Consider the following 17,943-nt stretch of genomic DNA (forward strand, 5'->3'; position numbering starts at 1 on the left):
ATTTAGCTACAAAACATCCCTTATTTACACTGTTTAACTTCAAAGCAGACGACAAGTGTATAGATTCTTCATGCATAGATGAGGGGGAGAAAAGGGGTTGCTCTCGGCAACCCCTTTTCTCCCCCTTAAAATGATTATCATTCTTGAGAAAACCTGTCTCTTGTTTTTCTTGGAATAATTTATTCTTTGGAAGTCCCTCAAGTCACCCTAATTTCTGACGCAGAAGCTAACCAATTGTGCGCTGACTACAATTATCGCTGGGCTAATTTTTATTGGTTAACTCGGCCAGGATTTTCTGTTGATTTTTCCCAAGCATTGATTCAATTAGCAGCCTATTGTCCATCCAGTCCAAATTATGCAAGTATTCTCTATCTGGAAAGAAACAATAATCAATGGAAAACCAAGTCATCTTTCGGTTTATACAATCAATAGTCAATAGTCAACAGTCAACAGTCAACAGTCAACCGTCAATCAATTTTGGATTTTGGATTTACGATTTTGGATTGACTACACCCATAAAGGGATGCAGCTTGGCGATTTTAAATTGACGATTTTGGATTTGTTCCACCCACAAGGGGCGGGGCATGAACCGAAATAATCTAAAATCTAAAATCTAAAATCTAAAATTGGCGCGGTCAACAGTCAACCGTCAACAGTCAACCGTCAACAGTCAACAGTCAACCGTCAACCGTCAACAACCAAAACCGATATTTTTCACCACCGTACTAGGATGCTATATGTCAGAGAATGCATATAAACAACTCCGGTTTGCCTATCGGCATAATGGCTAATTAAAAAAAAATTAAGTATACTTTTCTTAATGGTGAATTAGCGTTTCTGTTATGGCTACCCTATTGCTGGATGACGGTACAATTGAGAGCGATTTAAGCGAAATAGTCCGTGAATTGTCTCCTTTGGGCATTCACTTAAAACACTACGATCCAGGAACATCGCTACTTTTTCCCCACTTAATCGATCAAGACGTTGTTACCGAATCCGAGAAGCGCTACATCTTAGAACTACATAATGGAGTGTTTGAATTTCTCCAGCAAGAAACAGGCTATCTTTGGTGTGACTTACTGAATATACACCCAGGTTCCCCACATATCGAAACATTAATAGCCACTTACAGCCGTTATCATACTCATACTGCGGCTGAACCTATCTACGTTTTAGCAGGAGAAATGATTTTTGGCTTTGTCAAACCAGATGGTAGTCAGATTCAGTTACTAGTTCAAGCGCAAGATTATCTGGTGATTCCTGCGGGTGTAGAACATTGGTGTAGTCCGAATGCATCCTTGAATTTTAAAGCAGTACGCTATTTTATCACCGCAGAAGGTTGGTTACCAAATTACACAGGAACTCAGTTAAGCGACTCGATGAACAAGCCGCGTTAACCTTCTTTTGTTACTTTCCGGTAGGACGATTACTAGAAGCCCGATCAGACAATCTATACAAGCTATCCTATGAAAAAAAATGGCTCTTGTATTTGTGATCAATGGCAAAATTCTGCGAAAACTGATACAAGCAGAATAAAACTTAAGCTATAGCTGATTGTACTAATGGATCTACCAGCGATCGCACTCGTGCTGCATCACCCGGATAAATTAAGGGGGTTCCGTGTGCCGGCACAATCGCCGGATCATCAATCAGCACATCCAATACAGTTTGAGCTACAGCCTTCACATCTGAACAAAGCAAGTTCAGATATAACCGATTTATCTTGAGTCCAGGCGCACTCCCCGTTAACCAAAACAACAGCTTTGTCCAAGCGTTTGGTAGAGATGACCAGTTAGTCACTAACTCATCGAGATAGACTACAGGTCGTTCACCTTGTCGTGAAATAGCAATTGTCCCTCCTTTTTTTGTGCCCGGAACTTCGCGAAATTCCACTTTTGCCGCAGAAAGTTGTGATAGTGGCATAAATGGTCGCCCGACGAGATGAAGTTGATCTAAAGCAGTAGTAGGAGCGTAGGAAATAGCCTTTGGATAACGGGTTTGCCATTCTACTTGACCAAGATCGTGTCCGGAATGAGGCGCAATCAGTGCTGTGACCTCTCCTTTAGCATCGATTGCCGCAAAGTCAGCTTCTAACACGTTAGTTGGTGGACTGACAATCGCTAAATTATCTTCATTGAGCGGAATGGCGATCGCATTAGCTTTGTAACCGTTGGCAACATATTCATAAACCCAAACTTTGCTGCCTGCAATCACTTCTTGCCAAACCATAATTTACCTCCACTAGGAGCAAAAAATCTGTAGATACTACAACATTTTTTTCAGCTATTATTCTTACTTTATTTTATGACTTAAAAAACAGTCACCTAAAATACCCTATTTCCCTCAATATTATCTCTTATTTTTTTTCATAAATCAAATTATGATTCCTATAGCCTATCGCTAGCAGCCTGATGCTCCACTCTTAACTGAACATTAATTAACGATTACTAAATATTAATAAAAAACAACTACCATTTAATAAAGCCGTAATTACTGCACCAATAATTACCCCTTTCATCATTGCTAGGCGCTGTTGTCTTCTAAGCCAAATACAAACGGGAATTACATATAACATTTGCCAAATAAAAAATCCCCAAGCGCCAACTAACCATATACCTAAATAATAATAATTACTATAACCAAATATTTGCCCAGAAAGCCAACCCAAGCCAAATATGATCAGTATTGCTAATGAATGTAAGCCAACTATCAGAAATAATCCTAATAAAATTTGGAAAATTTCATTTCTTTGAGACATTAATTTAACCCTATAGATGACACCGATCGCTCAAATTCAATCAGTACGGTTATTAACCAACTGATATCCAGCACTTCCTACACGATAAAACATATTGAATGTATCAAATGGAATTATCCTACCATCTGGATGTACAATATGAATACAAGAGCGCTTCACTGAGCGAACATCAAAGTTAAAAGGGTCGAGAAATTGAACTATCATTACTCGAAAAACATTTGAGTAATTAATACCTTCAGGTACGGCTATCATGGGTAAACAACATAAAAGCTGCTTGAGTGATAAAGCAGCAGAATTAGGCGAATGGCTGGTAGAAAATAATTGAAAAATTTGCTGCTTTAGTTCTTCATTTTGTTCATAAAGTACGCTATTAGGCATAATTTTTACAAAAACATCTGGATTAATTAACCCAGTTAGCGGGATAACTTTACCATTTAATTTCAAGGCGTAAGCCATCGCCAAGCAATCAGGATGACAGGGAACTGGGAGAATATCTTCTGGTTTAAAATAAGGACTTTGTTCTAAAATCGAGCGACGAACTTCTGTTAAAGTGTACCTGTCTTGCTTGGGGTTAAATCCTGCTAATCTTCCGGCTGCTTGTATCGGTTGAAAAGTCACACCCCGGATACATTTTTGCTGTAAAGCATATTCGATGATTTTACCGATTTCGTTGTCATTTAACCCTTTCTTGAGGGTGACAACTAATGTAGTCGAAATATTATATTCATTGAGATTAGCAATTGCTTGTTCGCGTATATGGCGTAAATCTGCACCGCGTAACTCTTTTAAAGCTGCGGCTTCAAAGCTATCAAATTGTAAATATATCTCAATTCCGGGCATGTATTGACCCAAGCGATCGCAAAATGATTTATCCTTAGCAATCATCACGCCATTGGTATTGATCATTAAATGCTTAATCGGCTTGGTTTTGATAATATCCAAGATTTGAAAAAACTCAGGATGAGTAGTAGGTTCGCCACCACTGAGTTGTACTATCTGCGGTTCGCCTTCATTAGCGACTACCGCATCAATCATACTTTCAATTTGTGCTAAACTGCGATGCAGTCTTGGTTGCTGGGATAATGGGGAAACTTCTTCTGCGCCAGAATCAGCATAACAAATTGGGCAGGAAAGATTGCATTTATCTGTGACTTCAATTAATGTTAAACAACTATGCTGTTCGTGATCGGGGCAAAGTCCACAATCATAAGGACAACCATATTTAATTGGCGTATTAAACTTGAGAGGCATATCTCCAGGTTTAATAAATTCTAGAGATTTTTTATAATATTCAATATCATCAGCAATTAAAACTTCTTCTTTTCCGTGAGTAGGACAATGTTTAACTAAATAAACACAATCATCTTGAAAAATGATTTTGGCTTCTACCTTAACTAAACATTTTGAGCAAACACTATTAGTTAAGGCGTAAAATAAATAATTGCGGGTAGGCATGGTAATTTTTTAATAACGCAGAGGACAGTTTTTGTAGGGTAGGGCAATGCCCACCTTACGCTGATTAAAAATGTTGCAATATGTCAGTTACAGCATCTTCCTGTAAATAGACCACACTGTAGGGGCACGGCACCAGTAAAATTATTTTATGTGCCAAAAGATTGTCAGTGCCGTGCCCCTACGACAGATGTGGTTTAAATAGGTGAAAACTGCTGTAAATGCAATTTCAAATTAGTTTTTGAGTTGAATCATCTGAGGAATGCTGCGGCGGTAATACAGAATAGTGAGTAAGCAAGCAAATTGAATCGCACTCAAGCCAAAAAAGGGATGAAAATCCGGTTTAATGAAATCTATCAGCAAACGAAAGCCAAAGTAAGAAATTAAATAAAATTTAAATAATTCGCCATTTTCATATTGAAAACGGCTGCGCCAGCTTAAGAATATAATTAACAATAATAAAAATAAGATTTCATACAATTGTGTGGGATGTCGCAGAACGCCATCACCAAAATCTACACCCCAAGGTAATGTGGTGGCGATTCCATAAGTGCGATCGCTCAAACCGGTGAGAAAGCAGCCAATTCTCCCGATGGCTGTTCCGAGAATTAAGGGAAATACAAATACATCGCCTGTAGACTGATGAATTCCCAGAATTTTTTTGGTAATTTCTACGCCAATTAATCCCCCCAAAAGTGCGCCGACTACTGTTTTACCTTGCAATAAGAGTAAAAGTAATTGCTGTTGATTTTGCCAAATTAAATCAATATGTTGCAGCCAAACCAACATTTTGGCACCAATTAAAGCACCTATCATCCCCCCAACAATTACAGAAGTACGTTGACTAGGTGTAATTGAATCTTTACGGACACGCTTTATTAATAAACGAAAAGCAGTAGCATAAGCTAAAGATTCAAATAAAATATGTGGATGAATTCGCAACGAACCTATCCCGATATAAACAGGGAAAGTCAACATAATTTGTAATTTATAAAGTCTCAAGTTGTATTAATAAGTAGTTAAACATAAATAAAGCAATACGGTTCAGTTAGCGTTAACTGATTTGGCGTAGGTTGGGTTGAGGGACGAAACCCAACATTTTCGGCGCTTTGTTGGGTTTCACTGCGTTCAACCCAACCTACATTTATCCTTAACTGAACGGTATCGTTCTACAAAGTACCCAAAGGCGATCGCTAAATCTGTTGTGTAGTATATGACTATGCGATCGCCTTTAGCATCAAGCAGACTGCACCATGCCAATTATCACTATTCGCGAAGAATCGACAACAGAAGGGGGATTTAATGCCATTCTCAGTTTTGATGGTAGAGGAGATTATCTAGTAAAAATCACCGATCCCTTTACATCCAAGGTAGAAAAAGACCTAGAGTGGTATTTTGAAGAATGGTTGATTTTTCCCCTCCTGGATACGGTGAAAGCAGAAGCAGCAGCAGCTAGTATTAAGACTTATGGCGAAGAATTATTTCAGCAAGTTTTTCGGGTAGATTTTAATGCTTATGGCGAATATCAACGGCTGCGGGGTAATTTAAGTCAATTACAAATTGAAATTGTTGGTACAACACCAGAATTTCAAGCACTGCATTGGGAAGCGTTGCGAGATCCAGATTTACCTTATCCCCTAGCAGTGAATTGTGTGATGGTGCGCAAGAGTAACAAACCAACACCCATCTATGCAGAAGTGCAAACTTCCCCCACAATCAATTTATTGGTAGTGGTAGCGCGTCCAGATGAAGAACAGGACGTAGGTTATCGGACAATTTCGCGCCCGTTGCTGGAGTTGATTGAAAATAGCCACTTGCGGGTGAATGTAGAATTACTGCGCCCCGGAACTTACCAAGCTTTATCGCAGCATTTGGAAACCAAAGGCGCGGGATATTACCATGTCATCCATTTAGATTGTCATGGGGCGCTGATGACTTATGAACAAATACAACAACCAAGCAAACCCGGACGCTATTTATATCAAGGGCGCTATGGGCGGAGTGATTGGCAGAAATTTGCCGGATTGAGGGCGTTTTTAGCCTTTGAGGGCGAGACTCAGGGAAAAGTTGATTTAGTCGAAGCGCAGGAGTTAGCCGATTTACTCACAGGGAAGGGAATTCCCGTTTGTATTCTCAATGCTTGTCAGTCAGGGAAGCAGGTGAAGAACTCCACACCCGACGAAGATATCCGGGAAACCAGCTTAGGAAGTCGGTTAATGACGGCGGGAATGCAGATGGTAGTGGCGATGGGCTATTCTGTCACCGTGTCGGCGGCTAAGTTGATGATGGAACAACTTTATCGCCATTTATTTAATAACCAACCCATCACTGAAGCGATTCGCTTGAGTCGGCGGGAATTGTTTAATAATAAATCACGCAAAGCTTATTTTAATAAGTCGATTGATTTAGAAGATTGGTTGCTACCTGTGGTGTATTGCAATCAGACAGTGAATTTTAATTTACGCTCCTTTACACCAGAAGAAGAAGAAAAATATTGGGAAACTTTTGGCAGTCAGTATCGGTTCCCCTTGCCAGAATATGGTTTTGTCGGGCGGGATTTAGAGATTCTCAAAATTGAGAAAGCTGTACTCAGACAGAATATTTTACTGTTGCAGGGAATGGGGGGAACAGGCAAAACTACTCTGTTAAATTATCTGCGGGAATGGTGGCAACGGACAAGTTTTGTGAAGAATGTCTTTTATTTTGGCTATGACGAAAAAGCGTGGACAATCACACAAATTTTGTTTGAAATTGGTAAGCAGGTATATGGCAGATTTGAACAAGCTCAATTTCAAGCCATGAGTCAGGCGGCGCAGGTACAAAAATTAGTCGCAAAACTGCGGGCTGAATCTTACGCTTTGATTTTAGATAATTTAGAATCTGTGACAGGGCAACAACTAGCAATTCAAAATACTTTACCAGAGATAGAACGTCAGCAAATCCGCGATTTTTTAGGGCGTTTGTTAGGTGGGAATACTAAGGTTGTTTTAGGTTCTCGCAGTCGGGAAGATTGGTTGCAAGCTACGACATTTAAACAAAATATTTATGAATTGCAAGGCTTAGATAAAGAAGCCAGGACAGAATTAGCAGAGAAAATTTTAGAACGGAATGTACCCCACAACAAGATTGCTAATATTCGCCAAGATGGTGATTTTCAGAAGTTGATGAATTTGTTAGCAGGATATCCCTTGGCGATGCAAGTTGTGTTAGCAAATTTGCGAAAGCAATCACCACAGGAAATTTTGCAGGGGTTGCAAGCTGGAGATGTGGATTTAGATACGGGGAGTGCAGATAAAACCAAAAGTATTTTGCAGTGTGTAGAATATTCTCACAGTAATTTATCGCCAGAAGCGCAAAAATTGCTGTTGTGTTTAGCTGAGTTTAGTAAGTTTATTTTAGCTCCTTGTATTCCCAAGTATATCGAGAAATTACAAAGCTTTGAGCCATTAAAAGATTATCCCTTTGACAAATTCAGCGATGCAATTCAAGAGGCGATTAACTGGGGTTTGCTGTCACCAATTAATGAAGATTCGAGCTTGTTGACGATTCAACCTATTTTTCCCTATTTTTTGAAGACTAAGTTAGAGACTATAGACGAAGCAACTCGTACAGCTTTGCGTGAGGGATTTAAAAATCACTATCAAGGTTTGGCAGGTCACTATCACCATTTTATGAATTCCAAAGATGCTCAAGAAAGGCAATTGGGAATATTCTTCTGTAGGTTGGAATATGAAAATCTCTATAATGCGTTGCAGATTTGTTTAGAGAAGCAAGAAAGTATCAGCATATATTTTTGTTTATATAAATACTTTGAGTTAATTAGGGATAACCAAAGTAACCTGAAGTTGGCAGAAACAGTTTGTCAACATTTAGAGAATTATCCCCCAGAATTTATCAAAGCTGAATTAGGTTATCAAATAGCATTTGCAATTGACAGATTGGGTAGCTGTCAACTGGAAGCCAAGCAGTACGAACAAGCTAGAAAGACTTATGAAAAAACTTTGGAAATTAATGATGCGTTAGAAAGTGAAGAAGAAAGTCACAAACAACTTTGGCAGGCTGTCACCTACCACCAGTTGGGAAGAGTTGCCGAAGAATTGCGTGAATGGGAACAAGCAAGGCGCAATTATCAACAGGCTTTGGATATTAACATCGAATATGATGAGCGCTATGAATGTGCTCGCACCTACGGACAGTTGGGAATTGTTGCCGAAGAATTGCGTGAATGGGAACAAGCAAGACACAATTATCAACAAGCTTTGGATATTTTTATAGAATATGGCGATCACTATGAGTGTGCCCGCACACATCACAATTTAGGAATTGTTACCCAAAAATTGGGTGAATTTGAAGAAGCAAGGCACAATTATCAATCAGCTTTGGATATTAAAATTGAATTTGGAGATCATTATTCTTGTGCGCTCACTTACCACCAGTTGGGAATTATTGCCCAAGAATTAGGAGAATTTGAAGAAGCAAGGTGCAATTATCAATCAGCTTTAGATATTTTTATCGAATTTAGCGAACGCTATAATTGTGCCATTACTTACCACCAGTTGGGAATGGTTGCCGAAGATGTGCGAGAATATGAACAAGCAAGACGCAATTATCAACAGGCTTTAGAGATTTTTATCGAATATGGTGATCGCTATAATTGTGCCAGCACCTACCACCAGTTGGGATATGTTGCCCAAGAATTGCGGGAATTTGCCGAAGCTAGGCGCAATTATCAACAGGGTTTGGATATTTTTATCGAATATGGCGATCGCTATAATTGTGCCAAAACCTATTTTAATCTTAGTAAACTTGCAGAAAAATTAGGGGAACTGGAGTCAGGTAAAGCGAATTATCTGCAAGCTTTACAGATTTTTGTCGAGTTTAATGATGAGCATAGTTTAGGAATTTGTCTTCGTAATCTTGCCCGTTTCTACCAAGTTACTCAGGATGAGAGTTTATTAGCAGCCGTGTCCGAGATTTTTGGCGTGTCGGTTGAAGAAGTGAGGCAGAGTTTTGATGAAAATCGTGATTCGTAATTAAGAAAGCGATGTAAAACCGACTTTTGTCGTAAATATCGTAATGTTTGTTATAAAGATTGTCTCATCCATAGAAAACATCACGATTTTTTCGTAAATATTGCAATGTTTATTATGAATAATGCTTCATCCATAGAAAACATCAAGGTTTTTTCGTAAATATTGCAATGTTTATTATGAATAATGCTTCATCCATAGAAAACATCAAGGTTTTTTCGTAAATATTGCGATGTTTATTATGGATATCACAATATTTGTAATAAATATCGTTTCATTTATCAAAAACATGACGATGTTAGTCACAAATGTCGTGATGTTGGTGATAAAAATTGTCTGATTCATCAAAAACATGACGACGTTTGCCACAAATGGCAGGATGTTGATGGCAAATGTAGACTCATTATCTCTTATCGGTCAATATGATTCAGTAGTAGGGGCACGGCACCGATAAAATATTGCTATTACCGAAAGTTTGTGGATGCCGTGCCCCTACGAGTCGCATAATTTATTTCTTGGAGTTCCCTTAGTATTTAGTTTGCTGGCGGGAGAGTGCCAGAATTACCAGCCGGTGGTTCGGTGTAGTCGCAAAATATATTGAGTCCAATTTTCAGAATATATAAAACAATCACAGTTGCAATGGCAGGATCAAGGGGTAAGCCATGCGCGGATGCTACACCCACTAGGGAGACAATCAACCCTGTCAGCAAAGGCGCACTTCCCTGATTTTTAGTATATTCTTTAAGTTGTCCGCGAAAGCCATCATCACCGCAAAGTTCTTGACGCAATACTTTCAGCGTCGTCTGCCAAAGTGATTTACCTTCAGGCATTACTAGCATCCCATTTTTTTCTACCCACAATTCATGGAAAGAAGAATCATAATTACCATTGTGTTTTTCTAAAATATCTAATGCGTGCTTTCCGGGAGCGTAATCTGCCAATAACTCCCGTGTTACATTAATTTCATTATTTGTTAGTTGAGTATCCATAGTTATTCTGGGTTGTCATAGTCATTTGTCAGAGACGCGATTAATCGCGTCTGTACAATGTCATATCATGATCATTCAATTTCTTCACACAGAATCAATAATTTTTCCATCGCTTCAGCTAAAGAAATTAAATCTGTCCAAGAGGAGCCGCTAACTAAATTTTGCGCATGTGCTAATCGGTTGCGTAGCTGTTCGGCTGATTTCAAAAACCTTTCGCCAAATCGCTTAGATTTTAATCCTAATTGTTCTAGCAATTCTGGTTGATTTAAAACTAACTCGCGCTTATCGCAAAATTGCAGATAATCTAATAAATCTGTGGCTTCATTTCTTTCTTGGCTTTCGCGCCACAATCTTTGTGCGACTTGTAAACGTTCTGGTTTTAAAACTTTCTGCCAACTATTATCTACATAATAAAGCCGCACCAGTCGCAGCAAATTCATTTCTAACAGCGTGACTAAGCCAAATAACAACATTCTTGCAGGTGCTTTTTGCAAATCGCCACAGGTAACAATTCCCGTTACTTGATTGCAATCCAGCACAAATAATCGGGGAGTTTGTTGCAGAATTGGTAGCAGTTTCATCAGTGGGGTAGAAATAGCGATGAGTTCTCTGGGATGAAATACGCGCTGATAATCGCTGCATACTTTTCCCGATGTTGCTTTGTGTAAGTTGGCGCGTTCTACATAGCCAGTAATGGTATCACCTGACTCAACACCAACGACATCAAAGTCGCGTGCTTGCATCCATTGCAGCACCTCTGTTACCTCAGCTTCCGCCGACACTGCTTTGAGGGGTTCTGCTACGTATTCAATCGTGATGTTGTTCTCAAATAAACTCCGCAAATCTTGAGAACGGGATTTAAGGTGCTTCATCCTTATAAATATACTTCAAGCGCCCAGACTTGTTGAGCCTGAGCGCTTGAATATTAGGTTGCAGAGAAACTTCTGCTGGTTATGGAATTTAAGCAGGCATCATTTGCATCATACGGCAAGTTTCTGCACATTTGCGGCAAGCTGCGGCACATTCCATCATTTTATCACCGCCCATTTCGTCACAAGCCATTGCACAGCGATCGCACATTTCTGCACATAGCATACAAGTACGTCCCATGAATTCGGAACCACTCATCATCATGTTCATGCACATCATGCACATTTCCGCGCAGTCGCGCATCATGCTCATCATGCTCATCATTTTCATGTCCATCTGCTTGCCTTTAGACATAGACATGCAGTGAGTCATGGTTTCCATACACATCTTGTGACATTCCATGCAAGCGTCCATGCAAGTTTGCATTTCAGTTGTCATGGATTCGTTCATCATCATCATCATCATAGGAAAACCTCCTAACTAGCTGATGCTTTTTTGACTCGTCCTGTGGAGGACTTAACTATCAATTTAGACTGAGATTTTTAGAGAGTCAATAGTGTTTTTACGAGGGTATTTATATGGTCACTATCTCGATATGCTTACCGCTAATTTCGATTAATTCCACATAGTTTAGTGTTATTTATCTTGGTAATTACATGAGAATTGTTACAGATAAGGCGCTGGATACTCTCGTAAAGAATCGGAGTTTTCGCAAATCACTAAATTTGTTAATATGCGATCGCTAATCGGCTTAAGCCTAAAGATATATTTATGTCAGTTTCTTTTAACAAATATCTATAAAAAGTTGTGAGTTGGGCATTGGGCATTGGGCATTGGGCATTGGGCATTGTATATTATTGACGTACCTTTATCTTCTTTTATTCTTTCTAGCCCCTAGCCCCTAATCCCTAGCCCCTAAAATAAAAACCGTGAGACTAACAATAGTCCACGGCTTTGGTGTGGTGTGAGGAGACTTAATTAATGCCATGATAAACCCATATCACTTTAGGGATTGGAAGCTTAACAGGTTTGTAACAAAATTATCCTTTGATGACATGTAAATGTGGTGCTAGCAAATAAGCAAATTGAAAATCAATTAAAATTTAGACTAAAGCACCACCGCAACTAGAACCACAGCCAGCTGTACAACCATAGCAATAAGCTGCGGTTTGAATCTCATCAATCAAGTCTAAACTACCAGCCGCTAACAAGCTAGCAATTGTCAAAGTTTCACCATTATGGCTTTTTGCTGGTAAATTCATCATTTGGTTAAAGTCGCAATCATAAACGTTACCTAAGTAGTCAATCGATAATTGATTGCGACACATTAAATTCTCAACTGTGCCAGCATTAAAGTTAGATTCTAAAAACTGCAAATAGCTAGCATATAATTTCTGCCGTTCTAAATACATTTTTGTTCTACCGACTGGTAGATTGGTGATGGTGAAGAGGTTATTAAATACTATACCAAAATGTTCTTGCAAGAACATTTTGTAAGCTTTCTCTAGGTTTGTTTGTTCGGGAGCTAAAGAGAATTTTTCTGATTTTGGCAATTGAGGATTATAAACTAAATCCAAAATTAAATCTGATTCTTTTCCATAGCCAAGACGATTTAGCCACTGCAAAGCTTTAATAGAATCATCAAAAACACCAGAACCGCGCATTTTATCTACATTATCTGCTAGGTAACAAGGTAAGGAAGCGACTATTCTTAATTTATTTTCCGCAAAGTATTCGGGTAAATCGCCAAATCCATCAGCAAAATAAATAGTCAAATTAGAACGGACAATTACTTGCTTTCCAGTTTTTTTGGCGGCGGCTACTAATGGCTTAAAGCCATAATTCATTTCTGGCGCACCACCAGTTAAATCAACAATTTGAATTTCGGGAAATTTATAAATTAACTCGATTAATTGTTCGCAAATTTCTGGAGATAATTCTTCTGTGCGTTTTGGACTAGCTTCTACATGACAGTGTGTGCAGGCTAGATTACAGCGTTTTCCTAAATTAATTTGTAATACAGATATGGCAGTTTTAGTTAACGGTTGACTGAGTTTTTGTTGAAATGGGGTTATTTTTATATTTTGGGAATGTAACGATTGAGTCTGCATTTTTATTTTGTCTTTAACAAGATTTATTCTGATTATTTGTAGATTATTCGTCGGGTGTGTTGTCGCACAGCGCAACGCACCAAAATATTCAGGTGGTGCGTTAGCTGTTGGCATAACGCACCCTACTAATATAGATAGTAATTTGTGGTTAAAAATTAGCAGCAACCACCACCGTCATAATGCCATGTTGAATCAGTAATTATGATTTCTGTTGGCTTTAAAGCTGCAAGTTTAGCGGCAGTTTTATCGCACACGGCTGCGGGAATACCACGCTGTAATAAATGTCCGGCTGCATCATCAAATAATGGTTCTGTACCTGCATAAATTGCAGTTTTACCAGTAAAAATACAGGCTCCATCTGCGGGTATGGCAACTTTAAAAGATACAGAATCTAGACTTTCTAAAAGTAAATTTTCATCTAGGTTATAAGTTAAAGTATCTAGTAATCGGTAAGGACGACGGGCACGAATTTCTACTTGACCAAAGCCAGCATTAACAATCAATTGTGTATAATCTTGATATGTGAGTGCGCCTGATAAGCACATGGCTCTGAGGCGTTCATCTTGTTGTAGATGTAGGGGTATGGGACGAGTAGCGATGGGATCGCTCATCTGTAAACGTCCGCCTGGTTTTAAAACGCGATATGCTTCTTTTAAAGCGCGGGTTAAATCTTCTGGTTGAAAGATGTTGAAAAGACAGTTTTGCGCTACAACATCTACAGCCGCATCAGCAACGGGTAAGTTAAAGGCGTCACCTGGGTAAATTTGGACAAAACTGGGATCAAACCAGGGATTTTCTTGAGCAGCGATTTCTAAATTGCGTGTAGCTGCTTCTCGCATGGCTTCCACTGGTTCCACTGCAATTACAGCACCAGGACGACGAGAAAAATAAGCAAATTGTAAGGCTTCTAAGCCACCACCCACGCCAACATACAAGACGGTGGGTTGATTAGCTAATTCAGTTGGGTGAACAGTGGTACCACAACCATAGTTCATTTCCTGCATCGCCAAAGGTACTTTCAATCCTGGTAGTTGCAGGGGTGTACTTTGGACACAACAAAGTCCCACTTGTGGTGTTTGTGCAACTTCACGGTAGAATTCTGCTGCTGTTTCTAAATAGGTCATTGCGATCGCGTAGAGTCAACTTTACGCATCCTAATACAATTAACTTTCAATTGTATTAGTCTGAGATGAGAATCAGCTAATCAGCCTTTAGGGACTTCTCTTACCGATTTAAATAATGTTGGCGACACATCAATATATTCTAGAGGTTACGGCAGTGCCTTGCCCTACCATCTGTCGCCTTCTGGTTCCAAATTGGTATTATTTGTGCAGTTTAATTGCAAGCAGGAGATGTATAATTACTTAGGATTTATCGACAAATAATAATCCCCCAAACACCCATACAAAATGGAGTTTAGGGGATTAGTGGTGGTGAGAATTAGTTATGTAAAACGTAGCCGATACCATGTACAGTTTGTAGTAGAGGCTTTTCGTTATTAGCTTCGAGTTTTTGACGTAGGTAGCGAATAGACATTTCAATGATCTGAGGGTCAGCGATAAAGTTATGACTCCAGACTTCTTCTAAAATGCGATCGCTTGTAATGATCTCGCGGGGATGTATCAGTAAATATTCCAGTAAATCAAATTCCTGTTCGGTTAAATCAATTAACCGCTGGCCTCGATATACTTTGCGCGTCAGACGATTTAAACTCAAGTCTTCAAATTCTAAGATATCTGCGGCGTTTGTTCGCTGAGTTCTTCGCAGATGGGTACGGATTATGACAACTAACTCTTCGATACAAAAGGGTTTAACTATACGATCGTCAGCATCAGCATCTAAACCAACAATGCGATCGCTTGTTTCATCCTTAACAGTTAATAAAATTATCGGTACTTGCTCGTTAATACTGCGCAGGCGATGGCACGTTTCGTACCCCGATAACCCTTTTAACATCCAGTCTAAAATTACTAAATCAGGATGTAACTTCTGCGCTGCGGTAATGGCGGTTAATCCATCGTAAGCAACACTGACTTGATAACCCTCATAATTTAGTTCTAATTCTAAAAATCGAGCTAGTTTGACTTCATCTTCAACCAGTAAGATGTGCGTCATAGATGATGTTGTTAATTTCAGCAGGATACGGTTAGCACAGATTGAAATTCGGCTATTTTAGAGAGGTACTAACTCTTATATATAGTTAGACATCTAATTAGTACTCCGTCAGCTTAGTATAGTTCAAAGTACGTAACAACCGTAAATCTGCGGTTACTGATGACTGCTACATCACAAAATCATCATCATTTAGCAGTATACTCCTATATCTTCACCACACTCATCCGCAAGATAACAGAGAGCTTTAAAACGCAAAGTTACCACTTGTTCATAAAGCGGATTTAACTTACACATCGGCGGAATGTGAACTAACTTGCGACCGAAAAGTGTAATGTCTCTTTCAAAAGGACATTGAGCAGGAATGGCTTTGCACAAGAAATGCGCTAGTTTGCGGTTATGAATTTCTATAGTTTCTAACCATTCACGTACTGGATAGAGTAAGTCGTGATGGACGAGAATTTGAGTAAAGCATGACATAATTTTTCTCCTAATAATTTATAATTGCAAAGTTCGCTTAGTTCTTAGATTTACATCCCCAGAAATCTATAGGTTTAGATAGTTGACACTTATGCACGCACTTTGCAGTTTTCGTTAATGATTTGCTGGGTGTATTTTGCTGTTTGAGACAAATCTAACTACGCACTTAAGTAGCTGTATTCCGGATAATTTGTCTCTTGCCGCTATTATCCTAACGTCTCAAGATAAAATTGCCACGCCAAGTTGGCGATTTTTCAGTAGGTTTCCCCGAACCCAATCGGTCGTTTATGCCTAAATGCAAGACTGTCAGCTTTAGGCTAGATTACAACAAGGAGATTGTTGACGGTTGACGGTTGACGGTTGACTGTTGATTGTTGTACGGGCGGGTTCACAGATATCCTCACTGATTGATGAAGATCTCCCATAAACCCGCCCCTACTGACCACTGACCACTGACCACTGACCAATGACCAATGACAAATGACTTTATAACTAACAAAAAGCAAGCTTTTGACCTTTGGGCCCCAAGCTATGACTGGCTTTTACCTTCAGTGTTTTACCAAAGTATCCACAAGAGGTTGCTAGAATACGTTGATTTACCACCACAACCCCATGTCCTAGACTTAGGTTGTGGTACTGGTCGCTTGTTGGATCGCTTGGCTGCTAAATTTCCTGATTTGTGGGGTACGGGATTAGATTTATCTCAGAAAATGGTGCGTGTAGCTAGACAGAGTAACCGCCATCGTCCCCGGTTGATTTTTGTTGAAGGTAAAGCTGAGTCTCTTCCCTTTGCTGATGGTCAGTTTAATGCTGTGTTTAACACTATCAGTTTCTTACACTATTTAGAGCCAAAACAGATTTTTAGTGAAGTTTCGCGGGTGTTATCTCCTGACGGACGCTTTTATTTAGTTGATACTACGGCTAAAAGTCAGCCAGAACTCAATGTAACTTTAGGCGCTCTGGGGAAAGTAAAATTTTATAGTCCTCAGCAAAGAGAATTGATGGGCGCGACGGCTGGATTAGCTTGTGTGGGTCATTACTATTTGTTAGGGCCTGTTTTGCTGACAATTTTTGCCAAACCAGTCTGAATGATATTTTTGGTGGTTAAATTTCTTCTTGTAGCGGCGGTTGATTAAGGTTTGTTGCTTCTGTTCCGGGATAATGCATGAAGACTACAGGAACTCGAATCAACTTTTTACCTAAGTGTGACCAGCGAAATTTAGGTTTGAGCGATCGCGGTAAATCTTCAAAAGCCACCTGGACAAAACCAAATCGCTGGTAAAATTCTGCTAAGCGCTGACCGAGACATTCTAAATATAAAGGCCCAGTTGCTGTATTAATTAAATGCTGGGTGAGAAAACTACCCAAACCGCGATCGCGCCAAGCCTTAGCCACAACTAAACTACCTAGTTCTTGGATACCAGCAAAACTTCGTAGCTGACCGCAAGCTGCTAATTGGCGATCGCACTCAATCACCCAAAACTGCTCCCAGCGTAACTGGGTCGGGTCTAGTTTAGCTCCTAAGACTAACAACCGAATTGGCCAATTATCCTCAGAATTTGCCCTGCGAATACTACATCCAGATGGTAAAGTTAAATTTTTCTGTTGCATGAATCTATCGGACTCATATTTGATTTTTACAAAACTTGCCAAACGCCTGGCTACACCAGAAAACTGACGACTTTTACTAGTTATCTTTAATTGTACTGCCCTTAATTAAACATTACTTCCGATAGAGGTATGAAGCAGACATAACTATATTCTAGATAGATACAATTGCCCTCCTGTGGTTCTTAAAATGTAGTCAATAATTAATCACAGGACTTGTCATCATGTCTGAAGAAAAAAAGCAAAAATCTAAAAAAGAAGGTACACCCAGCGCTTCTGGTGGCTATCAAACTCCTCTAGAAGACAGCATCCGCAAAACTGGCGATGCTGAACAAAGCGATGCTAGACAAACCGCTACACCAGAAGCACCTGGTGAAGATAATGTAGCAGGTAGCCCCAATCAAGGAACCGAATCACGCTAATTACTCTCCTGCACGTCCAATTTACCCAACTTCATAGAACCTTGTTCTGTTAATTAAAATTGCACAACTTCCGAGTGGGAATTGTTGGTTATCCGGCAGTTATCCACTCCT

The 17,943-nt window shown here is 39.5% G+C and carries 19 protein-coding genes; 6 read left to right on the forward strand and 13 right to left on the reverse strand.

The annotated features are described in order from the left end of the window. The first annotated feature begins 186 nt into the window (after positions 1-186). The 3 genes from H6G41_RS21005 (at position 187) to H6G41_RS21015 (ending at position 1,397) form a co-directional block, all read left to right on the forward strand. Positions 187-432 (forward strand): hypothetical protein, encoded by a 246-nt coding sequence (locus tag H6G41_RS21005; protein WP_190748259.1) that lies wholly within the window; start codon positions 187-189, stop codon positions 430-432. A gap of 194 nt (positions 433-626) precedes the next feature. Further along, positions 627-791, forward strand: a complete 165-nt coding sequence (locus tag H6G41_RS21010) for a hypothetical protein (protein ID WP_190748261.1) — start codon at positions 627-629, stop codon at positions 789-791. Positions 792-842: 51 nt separating this feature from the next. Further along, positions 843-1,397, forward strand: a complete 555-nt coding sequence (locus H6G41_RS21015; RefSeq protein WP_190632924.1) for an acireductone dioxygenase — start codon at positions 843-845, stop codon at positions 1,395-1,397. 142 nt (positions 1,398-1,539) lie between these two features. Here the strand turns inward: H6G41_RS21015 and H6G41_RS21020 are convergent, their stop codons facing one another. The 5 genes from H6G41_RS21020 to H6G41_RS35830 form a co-directional block, all read right to left on the reverse strand. Then, positions 1,540-2,229: a hypothetical protein gene (locus H6G41_RS21020; RefSeq protein WP_190748263.1), complete on the reverse strand. Its 690-nt coding sequence runs from the start codon at positions 2,227-2,229 to the stop codon at positions 1,540-1,542. Positions 2,230-2,437: 208 nt separating this feature from the next. Continuing rightward, positions 2,438-2,758, reverse strand: a complete 321-nt coding sequence (locus H6G41_RS21025; protein ID WP_190748265.1) for a hypothetical protein — start codon at positions 2,756-2,758, stop codon at positions 2,438-2,440. A gap of 36 nt (positions 2,759-2,794) precedes the next feature. Continuing rightward, positions 2,795-4,213: a radical SAM protein gene (locus tag H6G41_RS21030; RefSeq protein ID WP_190748267.1), complete on the reverse strand. Its 1,419-nt coding sequence runs from the start codon at positions 4,211-4,213 to the stop codon at positions 2,795-2,797. A 231-nt stretch (positions 4,214-4,444) separates the two neighbouring features. After that, on the reverse strand, positions 4,445-5,185 hold the full coding sequence (locus H6G41_RS21035) for a prolipoprotein diacylglyceryl transferase (protein WP_190748370.1): 741 nt from the start codon (positions 5,183-5,185) through the stop codon (positions 4,445-4,447). A gap of 153 nt (positions 5,186-5,338) precedes the next feature. Beyond that, the gene (locus H6G41_RS35830; protein ID WP_277878169.1) at positions 5,339-5,470 is read right to left on the reverse strand and encodes a hypothetical protein; all 132 of its coding nucleotides are present in this window, start codon (positions 5,468-5,470) and stop codon (positions 5,339-5,341) included. Between H6G41_RS35830 and H6G41_RS21040 the strand changes: the two genes are divergently transcribed. Beyond that, positions 5,464-9,243: a tetratricopeptide repeat protein gene (locus tag H6G41_RS21040; protein ID WP_190748269.1), complete on the forward strand. Its 3,780-nt coding sequence runs from the start codon at positions 5,464-5,466 to the stop codon at positions 9,241-9,243. The genes H6G41_RS35830 and H6G41_RS21040 overlap by 7 nt on opposite strands. A 530-nt stretch (positions 9,244-9,773) precedes the next feature. Here the strand turns inward: H6G41_RS21040 and H6G41_RS21045 are convergent. The 7 genes from H6G41_RS21045 to H6G41_RS21075 all read right to left on the reverse strand — a co-directional run bounded on the left by H6G41_RS21045 (position 9,774) and on the right by H6G41_RS21075 (position 15,802). Further along, positions 9,774-10,229: a hypothetical protein gene (locus H6G41_RS21045; RefSeq protein WP_190748270.1), complete on the reverse strand. Its 456-nt coding sequence runs from the start codon at positions 10,227-10,229 to the stop codon at positions 9,774-9,776. 71 nt (positions 10,230-10,300) lie between these two features. Next, positions 10,301-11,101 carry a hypothetical protein gene (locus tag H6G41_RS21050; protein WP_190540479.1) on the reverse strand — a complete coding sequence of 267 codons (801 nt, stop codon included), beginning with the start codon at positions 11,099-11,101 and terminating at the stop codon, positions 10,301-10,303. Between the two features lie 88 nt (positions 11,102-11,189). Next, on the reverse strand, positions 11,190-11,561 hold the full coding sequence (locus tag H6G41_RS21055; RefSeq protein WP_190748372.1) for a four-helix bundle copper-binding protein: 372 nt from the start codon (positions 11,559-11,561) through the stop codon (positions 11,190-11,192). Between the two features lie 641 nt (positions 11,562-12,202). Then, positions 12,203-13,210, reverse strand: coding sequence for an arsenosugar biosynthesis radical SAM (seleno)protein ArsS (gene arsS, locus H6G41_RS21060; RefSeq protein ID WP_190748272.1), 1,008 nt, complete (start codon positions 13,208-13,210; stop codon positions 12,203-12,205). Between the two features lie 155 nt (positions 13,211-13,365). Then, on the reverse strand, positions 13,366-14,334 hold the full coding sequence (gene arsM, locus H6G41_RS21065; protein ID WP_190748274.1) for an arsenosugar biosynthesis arsenite methyltransferase ArsM: 969 nt from the start codon (positions 14,332-14,334) through the stop codon (positions 13,366-13,368). Positions 14,335-14,650: 316 nt separating this feature from the next. Continuing rightward, positions 14,651-15,325, reverse strand: a complete 675-nt coding sequence (locus H6G41_RS21070) for a response regulator transcription factor (RefSeq protein WP_190748276.1) — start codon at positions 15,323-15,325, stop codon at positions 14,651-14,653. A 189-nt stretch (positions 15,326-15,514) separates the two neighbouring features. Beyond that, positions 15,515-15,802: a Mo-dependent nitrogenase C-terminal domain-containing protein gene (locus tag H6G41_RS21075; protein ID WP_190748278.1), complete on the reverse strand. Its 288-nt coding sequence runs from the start codon at positions 15,800-15,802 to the stop codon at positions 15,515-15,517. A 473-nt stretch (positions 15,803-16,275) separates the two neighbouring features. Here H6G41_RS21075 and H6G41_RS21080 point away from each other — a divergent pair, with 473 nt between their 5' ends. Then, the gene (locus H6G41_RS21080; RefSeq protein WP_190748280.1) at positions 16,276-16,890 is read left to right on the forward strand and encodes a class I SAM-dependent methyltransferase; all 615 of its coding nucleotides are present in this window, start codon (positions 16,276-16,278) and stop codon (positions 16,888-16,890) included. A 16-nt stretch (positions 16,891-16,906) separates the two neighbouring features. Here the strand turns inward: H6G41_RS21080 and H6G41_RS21085 are convergent, their stop codons facing one another. After that, positions 16,907-17,413: a GNAT family N-acetyltransferase gene (locus tag H6G41_RS21085; protein ID WP_190748282.1), complete on the reverse strand. Its 507-nt coding sequence runs from the start codon at positions 17,411-17,413 to the stop codon at positions 16,907-16,909. Between the two features lie 221 nt (positions 17,414-17,634). On the opposite strand from H6G41_RS21085, the gene H6G41_RS21090 reads away from it, so the two are divergent. Beyond that, positions 17,635-17,832, forward strand: coding sequence for a hypothetical protein (locus H6G41_RS21090; protein ID WP_190748284.1), 198 nt, complete (start codon positions 17,635-17,637; stop codon positions 17,830-17,832). The last annotated feature ends 111 nt before the right edge of the window (positions 17,833-17,943 follow it).

Origin of the sequence: Tolypothrix sp. FACHB-123, assembly GCF_014697075.1 — a bacterium.
GTDB lineage: Bacteria > Cyanobacteriota > Cyanobacteriia > Cyanobacteriales > Nostocaceae > Aulosira.